This window comes from Microcystis sp. M31BS1, from assembly GCF_020245285.1.
GTDB lineage: Bacteria > Cyanobacteriota > Cyanobacteriia > Cyanobacteriales > Microcystaceae > Microcystis > Microcystis panniformis.
In genome coordinates this window covers 1-7,286 of sequence record NZ_JADBVE010000146.1, presented here as the reverse complement: position 1 = coordinate 7,286, position 7,286 = coordinate 1, and the positions used below count along the sequence as shown (strand labels likewise).

Here is a 7,286-nt window from a genome sequence, read left to right as displayed (position 1 = left end):
GAACCTTTATGTAGAAAGGCATTTGGCGATTTTTGTCAATTGTTTTTGCTCTAGAGCGAACTAATCAATTAAGTCTCTTGCCAGATAAGGATTTAGTCGATTTATGCCCCCCTATTGAACCATACCAAGTAACGAAGAACCCTAACTCTTTTGGTTAGAAAAAGATAAACTTGAGAATCTTCAGTCAAATTTATTGACTCAAAATCAGCTGTACTTAATTTAAATGAATCAACCCTAGGGGTTTGGGGGGTTCTACCCCCCAAAGACGTGGATTGAGTGATAAAATCGGAAGTAATTAAGTACCTAAGCAAAATTAATTACACATTTCGATAAAGCTTTTGCCTCTTGCCTATTGCCTCTTGCCTGTCTTCACTAGGAAATTTATTTTGCATGACTACTTACCAATTTTAGAAGACAGTTTACATTTAAAAATCCCAACTCAACAGATTTACAAAAATGAGATGCACCGAGGGTTGAACAGGTTGCAACCCCGATAATTAATTACAGAACCCGGAAAATAAAAGGATAACGGAAAACCTTATAAGCATCGTTCCAGACTTGCAGGATAGCAAGAATGGGGAGAACAATATTCACCACAGCAAGAATCGGTAAGAGCAAATAACCGATTAAAACCCAAACTAGAATCCCAGCAATTAGGTAGTATAACCACATATTCAGGTGAAAGTTTAAAGCTTCTTTGGCGTTTTCCTTCACCGTTTCATCATCAGAAATGAAATAAATAGCTAAGGGAATCCCCACCGATACCAGCGTAGCACTCAAAAAGATCGAAGCATGACAAGCCACGGATAGGAGTCTTTTTTTGGTTAAATCTTCACTCATGACCATCGGGTTTATCCCCCTAAAATTGTCGTAGAAAGCGGATATCGCTATTATAACAACGGCGAATATCGTCTATCTCATGTAATACCATAGCAAATCTTTCCACGCCAAAACCGGCAGCAAAACCCGTATAGATTTGGGGGTCATAACCGACTGCTTTTAAGACATTGGGATCCACCATACCACAGCCCATCACCTCCAACCATTTGCCTTTCCACTGTACATCTACCTCGGCCGAGGGTTCGGTAAAAGGGAAGTAGGAAGCGCGGAATTTAACCGGTAAATCAGCCCCAAACATTTGCTTAAGAAATTCTTTAATTGTTCCTTTCAAATCCGTAAAAGTTAATCCCTTATCCACCGCTAATAATTCCACTTGATGGAAAACCGCGGAATGGGTTGCATCCACGGTATCACGACGATAAACCCGGCCCGGGGCCACAATCCGAATCGGGGGTTCGTGACTTTCCATGTAGCGAATTTGGACCGGGGAGGTATGGGTCCGCAATAAACGACCATCCCTCAAGAAAAAAGTATCCTGCATATCCCGGGCCGGATGGTCAGCAGGGATATTTAAAGCCTCAAAATTATAATAATCGCTTTCTACCTGCGGCCCAGTGGCGATGCTGTAACCCAGACCGACGAAAATATCGATCATGCGATCAACTGTGCTATTTAAGGGGTGAATTCGCCCTAAAGGACGGCTAAGAGCAGGTAGGGTGACATCGAGGGTTTCCGCCGCTAATTTCGCTTGAATTTGGGCATTATTTAGACTTTCTCGCCGGGATTCCAGCAGCGATTGTACTAATTCTTTGACCTCATTAGCGATCGCACCGAGGCGCGGTCTCTCTTCGGGGCTTAATTTGCCCATTTCCCGTAAAATCTGCGATAATTCTCCTTTCTTACCCAGATAATTCACCCTTAGCTGTTCTAAGTCTTCTAGGGTTGTTGTTTCTTCGATGGAATTTTCCGCTTTCCCTGCTAAGGTTTTTAGGGCAGTTTCGATCGGATGGGGGGATAAACTCATAATTAGGGCATTTTCTAGGGCAGCATTCTAGTCTAGTTTATCTGCTCGGGTGGCGGGAGAGGCAGCATCAATCAAAGCTAATAGCTATGTGCTACGATGGAGATCGAGAATAAAAGTCGGCACTGCGGCTCGTTGTCAGTATTAATGGTCAAAGCGTTTCTGTTTAGTATTGGTTCAGCTAGTTCCCGAAATCTTGGTTCTCTACAAATCTGTTGTTTTTATCTGTGCAAGGATAGGTTTTATGTCAATTTATGTTGGTAATCTCCCCTTCGAGGTTGACCAAGGCGACGTAGTTGAGGTTTTTAACGAATACGGTAAAATTAAGCGCGTTCACCTCCCCATGGAGCGGGAAACGGGAAGAAAACGCGGGTTCGCTTTCGTGGAAATGGAAACCCCAGAGGAAGAAGCTGCCGCTATTGCCGCTCTTGACGGCGCTCAATGGATGGGACGAGAATTAAAAGTCAATCAAGCTCGTGAAAAAGAACCCAGATCTTCCTTCGGTGGTGGCAATCGCAATCGAGATCGTCGCTACTAATCCCCAATCGTAACCATTCTAGGCTATGATTACCTAACTTGTTTTCATTGTCAATAGGGGGAGCGAGCGCTCGTTTCCCCGCTTGTCTATCTAACATCCCAAGGAGATTCTTGTGGCTAAACGTCGTAATTTGAAAAAAGAAAAAGCTGAACGCAACCGTGCCTACGCGCGTCAATTCCGGGCTGCCTCTAATCGTACCACCACCAGAGGAGGTAGAGGCGGTTATTCCAGCGATCAAAGACAATCTTCGGAAAATGAAGGGGCAGCCGATACCTAATCTGCTGACTTAGTTAATCTAGCAATAAAAGCCATAGCCTCGCTTTTATTGCTGACTATTCCATCTAAAGTCGCCCCCAACACCGCCGCAAGTAACGATTTAAACTGGGGACCGGGTTGATAACCCAAAGCTTTTAGGTCATTGCCGTCGATAGGAGCCTCAATCTGCGACCATTTAGTTAAATATTGCCAGATTAAACCCCTAATCCTAGTCTGACTCCTCACCGCCACCAATAACAAACTAGGAACCTGATAACCATTGAAAAAGCTGACAATTTGACTAACGGGTCGATCATAAGCAAAATTATTGCTAATCTCCCTTTCCATAACTTCTAGTTTTTGTAAACGCCCCACAGTATCTTTAGGCAATTGTAAGTTATTAGCGATCGCTATTCTTTCCCCCACAGCCAGAGAAGCGATTAATAATTCCAACCGCATTAACCAAACATTCACCGGCAATTCCAGACTTAAACAATCTAACCAACGACTGAGACAGCGCAATTGTCGCCATAAAGCCCGATTTAAACTTAAATCCCCGTGTAAACAGTGCAAAGCCCCCAAATCAGCCAACTTTTCTAAGGCACTTTCCCAGTAATCCGCCTCTAAAATATAATTCAACTCCGCTTTTAAACGGGACTGTAAAGCGGGTGCATTCTGATTTTGTTGCCGTGAGCGATCATAAACCCCACTTTCGATCGCATACCTAATATAGTTTTCTGTCAAGGGTTCAATAACAAATCTTAAGCGAGTGGCAAAACGCACCGCTCGATAGATGCGCGTTGGATCCTCAATAAAACTATTAGCGTGGAGAACCCGGATGTGTTGGGCGCGTAAATCCAACATACCGCCAAAAAAGTCGAGTAATTCTCCCTCTTTCGGCGAAGTTAGGCGAATTGCCAGAGCATTAATCGTAAAATCCCTTCTATACAAATCCTGTCGAATCGAACTAGCCTCCACTTGGGGATTACTGGCGGGATAGGGATAGAATTCCGTGCGTGCCGTGGCGATATCCACCCATAACGAGCCAAAACGCTCATCTTTGTGCCATAACAAAGCCGCCGTCTGAAATTCCCCGTGAATCGATAACCGGGCCCCCGGATAAATTTCCTGTAAACAATTAGCCAAATCCACCCCCGCACCCACACCGGCGGCACGATGGCAGCCATCCACCACTAAATCGATATCCTGTAACAATAAAGAATCCCTTTCTGTGGCTAACAATAAATCCCGCACCGCACCCCCAACCAGATAGAGATGCCAACCGCGTTTTTGAGCGGCAGCGGCGGCAGCTTGCAGGAATGACCATAAAATCGGCTCTAAACGCTCTTTAATCGCCGGTAAAAGACAGGAAACCAAAGCAACCCCTTCAAAACGCACCCGCTCATTTTGATGAATCTGTCTTAATACATCTGTACGAGTGACGATACCGACTAACTGCCCATTTTCTAGTACAGGTAAACGCCCCAAATCATACGTTACCATCAGCGACTCGATTTCCTGAAGAGAAGTGTCGGGGGTAATAGTTTTCGGATTACAAGTCATGTATCCCTTCACAGGAGAGCGAGAAAAGCCGTGATGGAGAGCTAAATCGAGGTCACGACGAGAAATCACCCCAACTAAGCGATCCTGATCATCTACCACCGATAACCCCGAATGGCCGTAACGAAAAAGGATGCGCTCGGCTTGAGATATGGAAGTATCGGGACGAATTGTCCGCACCGGAGAAGACATTAAATCCCTAGCGGTAGGAGAAGGGGGAATTTGAGCAATTAAGTCCCCCAGTAGTTGATTTAACTGTTGAACTGGCTGAACATCGCGAAAACTCACCGAAGCGGCCTGAGCATGACCACCGCCGTTATAGGGGGAAAAAAGCTGATATAGATTCACTCCATCGATCCTAGAGCGACCAATCACAGTTAAACGCTGTCGGGAATTATCTTCCTCGTCTTTACTATAACTATGGCCAAAAAGTAACGCATCACTATCGGATAATTCCAGTAGGCGCTCGGCTACACTAGACAAACCCGGGATAAAATCGGCAGTATGGAGGAGAACGTGGGCGATTTTACGGTCATGGATCGTTTTAATCTCTAGATTTTCCCAAGCAAGGCTAAATAACTCCTGTAAGCGCGGGGAAAAACTCGGTTGACAGTATTGGGCGATCGTTTTAATGTTAGCAGCACAGGTCATTAACCAAGCCAAAGCATAGGCATCCCTGGGGGTACTACCGGCAAAAGTCAGGGAACCCGTGTCAACGTGAATACCGAGCGCCATTACCGTCGCTGCCATCGAGTTTGGTTTAATCTGGGCTTTTTGTAAAGCTTCCACAATTAAAGTCGTGGTGGCTCCCACCGCTTCTAAATGGACGCTAGAGGCGTGAATATCACTTTCACTATCCAAATGATGATCATACAATTCGATCGCCTGTAAATGCCCTAAATCGAGCCACTGGGAGGCTTTTCCCAGACGCTCTCGCCACTGATTATCAACGATAATTAAAGAGCGAATACTGGCCGGATTGACACTACGCAGTTCAATTAAAGCGAATTCATCCCGATGCAGGGCCAAAAATTCCCTTACTGTTGGGTGCGCTCCCCCCGTTAACACAATGCGACTACCCGCTTTCAGCAACGATAAACCCACCGCTGCCCCCAAAGCGTCAAAATCCGCCGTTTGATGACATAAAATTAAATCCATAGTTTTTTTGAGGTTTTAGGGGTTGGGGGTTAGGGGTTGAGGGTTGGGGGTTTTGGGGTTTTAGGGTTTTGGGGCATTAGTTGAATTTCCCCATTTCCCCACCACCTATCCCCTATCCCCTAATCCCTATCTCTTATTTCCATTAAGTAACAAAATTTGGTAGGGTTGAAAACTGCGAGAGTAAGTTGCTCCAAAAGAGGTAAAATCAGGATACATCCGAGAGCCGATGACCTTGAAGATGGGCGCAAGCAACCCGTAAATCCATAACCTAAATGGTTCAAAAATATGGTAGTAGCGAAGATGTTGATCTTTCAAGCGAGGTAGTCAATTAGGATATGTGCAAAAGTAAGTTCAAATGCCTTGTGGCTATGAACTAAAGGTCTTGCCGTTTAGACCTTGGATGTCCTTATTCTTTGAGCGGAAGTAAACCACTCATTTAACAAGTCCTTCCAAAACTTCAGTTGTCTATAACTCTGGAGAACGGTACTATATCAGGGAGAATTATCTAATATCAAGTGTTTTAGGAGAACCCGATCATGTCCATTGTCTTTCAATTCTTTCTCATTGCCCTAGTTTTATTTTCCTTGCTGATGGTGATTGGGGTTCCCGTTGCCTATGCTTCCCCCCAAAACTGGGATCAATCGAAACCCCTCCTCTATGTGGGTTCGGCAATTTGGGCGATTTTAGTCGTTGCCGTCGCTATTTTAAACTTTTTAGTTATTTAGTCTTGATCAGGAGAACGGGAGTCAGGAGGAGATAGGGTGATAGGGTTTTGGGGTGATAGGGTGATGAGACAGCTTCCCCCACTCCCCACTTCCCCACTTCCCCACTTCCCCACTCCCCACTCCCCACTCCCCACTCCCCACTCCCCACTCCCTATCCCCTTTTGCCTATGACTGTTTTTGAGGGAAATTTTACCGAGGATATATCGTCCTTGCGCTTTGCGATCGTGATTGGTCGTTTTAATGATCTCGTCACTGATAAACTGTTATCAGGCTGTCAAGACTGTCTCAAGCGTCACGGGGTTGATGTCAATCCCGATGGCACACAAGTGGATTATATCTGGGTACCCGGTAGCTTTGAAGTGCCAATGGTAGCCCGTCAAGTCGCCCTTTCCCACCGTTACGATGCCGTCATTTGTCTAGGGGCAATTATTCGCGGCCAAACGCCCCATTTTGACTACGTTGCCGCCGAGGCTGCTAAAGGCATCGCCGCGGCCTCTTTTCAGACCGGTGTTCCCGTTGTCTTCGGTATTCTCACCACTGATACTCTACAACAGGCCCTCGAACGGGCCGGTATTAAAAGTAATTTGGGCTGGAATTATGGCCTATCTGCCCTAGAAATGGCTAGTCTCATGCGTCAATTGCGCCCCCGGGATGAAGATAAACCCCTAGAATTATTGCAAAATAATCCCCAACAGGCACTGATGGAAGGCTAAGAAAATTCCCCCAGCATTTAGGATTTTAGTTGTCCCCACTCCCGGAGTTCCAATGATGAGCGAAGCTGAACAGAACAAATATATTAACCAACTCAGACGGCAATTAGTCAACGCTGTCGAGAGAATCAAGACTCTGGAATTAGATTTAGAACCAGAGGGGCGGATTACGGCAGCTTTTGACGCTATGGAACGGCATATAGATGAAAAATTCGCCGCAGTGGATGAAAAATTCGCCGCCATTGACAAGCGCTTTGATCGTTTGGAACATCAGTTCAACCGACTACAGGCTAAGATAGAAGTGGTTCTCGAAGCTATTACCGGTTTGGGGGATTTGCCAGAATTTGACATCCTCGCCGCCCTAAAAGTGCGGCGATTCCTAAACCTCACGATTTAAGTTTCTGCTTCCACCACCGTCGCATACCACAGTTAAAAAACCATGTACTGTCTTACACAGAGTCCACAGACTTTCGCCCCAT

General features: G+C 45.6%; 9 protein-coding genes. 6 read left to right on the top strand and 3 right to left on the bottom strand.

Translation table 11 applies throughout. From position 1 onward, the window contains the following. Positions 1 to 32 precede the first annotated feature (32 nt). Positions 33 to 158 (top strand): hypothetical protein, encoded by a 126-nt coding sequence (locus tag IM509_RS08275; protein ID WP_287716789.1) that lies wholly within the window; start codon positions 33 to 35, stop codon positions 156 to 158. A gap of 343 nt (positions 159 to 501) precedes the next feature. On the opposite strand, the gene IM509_RS08270 is transcribed toward IM509_RS08275, so the two are convergent. Further along, a complete protein-coding gene (locus IM509_RS08270; RefSeq protein ID WP_002762429.1) occupies positions 502 to 846 on the bottom strand; it encodes a DUF4870 domain-containing protein in 345 nt (114 codons plus the stop codon). A 13-nt stretch (positions 847 to 859) separates the two neighbouring features. Further along, a complete protein-coding gene (gene pheS, locus IM509_RS08265) occupies positions 860 to 1,864 on the bottom strand; it encodes a phenylalanine--tRNA ligase subunit alpha (protein ID WP_072923568.1) in 1,005 nt (334 codons plus the stop codon). Positions 1,865 to 2,105: 241 nt separating this feature from the next. Here pheS and rbp point away from each other — a divergent pair, with 241 nt between their 5' ends. Together rbp and IM509_RS08255 are read left to right on the top strand one after the other, a co-directional pair. After that, the gene (gene rbp, locus IM509_RS08260; RefSeq protein WP_052276213.1) at positions 2,106 to 2,399 is read left to right on the top strand and encodes an RNA-binding regulator; all 294 of its coding nucleotides are present in this window, start codon (positions 2,106 to 2,108) and stop codon (positions 2,397 to 2,399) included. Positions 2,400 to 2,511: 112 nt separating this feature from the next. Continuing rightward, positions 2,512 to 2,676 (top strand): Asl3888 family RNA-binding protein, encoded by a 165-nt coding sequence (locus IM509_RS08255; protein ID WP_002733784.1) that lies wholly within the window; start codon positions 2,512 to 2,514, stop codon positions 2,674 to 2,676. On the opposite strand, the gene IM509_RS08250 is transcribed toward IM509_RS08255, so the two are convergent. Further along, positions 2,673 to 5,372: a CBS domain-containing protein gene (locus tag IM509_RS08250; protein ID WP_185237714.1), complete on the bottom strand. Its 2,700-nt coding sequence runs from the start codon at positions 5,370 to 5,372 to the stop codon at positions 2,673 to 2,675. The two genes, IM509_RS08255 and IM509_RS08250, sit on opposite strands and share 4 nt — an antisense overlap. Before the next feature lie 536 nt (positions 5,373 to 5,908). Between IM509_RS08250 and psbZ the strand changes: the two genes are divergently transcribed. From psbZ to IM509_RS08235, 3 genes are all read left to right on the top strand, one after another. Continuing rightward, the gene (gene psbZ / locus IM509_RS08245) at positions 5,909 to 6,097 is read left to right on the top strand and encodes a photosystem II reaction center protein PsbZ (RefSeq protein WP_002732865.1); all 189 of its coding nucleotides are present in this window, start codon (positions 5,909 to 5,911) and stop codon (positions 6,095 to 6,097) included. 167 nt (positions 6,098 to 6,264) lie between these two features. Continuing rightward, the gene (ribH, locus tag IM509_RS08240; RefSeq protein ID WP_052276215.1) at positions 6,265 to 6,810 is read left to right on the top strand and encodes a 6,7-dimethyl-8-ribityllumazine synthase; all 546 of its coding nucleotides are present in this window, start codon (positions 6,265 to 6,267) and stop codon (positions 6,808 to 6,810) included. Positions 6,811 to 6,865: 55 nt separating this feature from the next. Next, complete coding sequence (locus IM509_RS08235) at positions 6,866 to 7,204, top strand: hypothetical protein (protein WP_081417801.1); 339 nt, start codon at positions 6,866 to 6,868, stop codon at positions 7,202 to 7,204. Positions 7,205 to 7,286 lie beyond the last annotated feature (82 nt).

Excerpts from the sequence above, each read along its gene's own strand:
- IM509_RS08235 (WP_081417801.1), top strand. The coding sequence starts at position 6,866 with ATGAGCGAAGCTGAACAGAACAAATATATTAACCAACTCAGACGGCAA.
- rbp (WP_052276213.1), top strand. The coding sequence starts at position 2,106 with ATGTCAATTTATGTTGGTAATCTCCCCTTCGAGGTTGACCAAGGCGAC.
- psbZ (WP_002732865.1), top strand. The coding sequence starts at position 5,909 with ATGTCCATTGTCTTTCAATTCTTTCTCATTGCCCTAGTTTTATTTTCC.
- pheS (WP_072923568.1), bottom strand. The coding sequence starts at position 1,864 with ATGAGTTTATCCCCCCATCCGATCGAAACTGCCCTAAAAACCTTAGCA.
- ribH (WP_052276215.1), top strand. The coding sequence starts at position 6,265 with ATGACTGTTTTTGAGGGAAATTTTACCGAGGATATATCGTCCTTGCGC.
- IM509_RS08250 (WP_185237714.1), bottom strand. The coding sequence starts at position 5,372 with ATGGATTTAATTTTATGTCATCAAACGGCGGATTTTGACGCTTTGGGG.
- IM509_RS08270 (WP_002762429.1), bottom strand. The coding sequence starts at position 846 with ATGGTCATGAGTGAAGATTTAACCAAAAAAAGACTCCTATCCGTGGCT.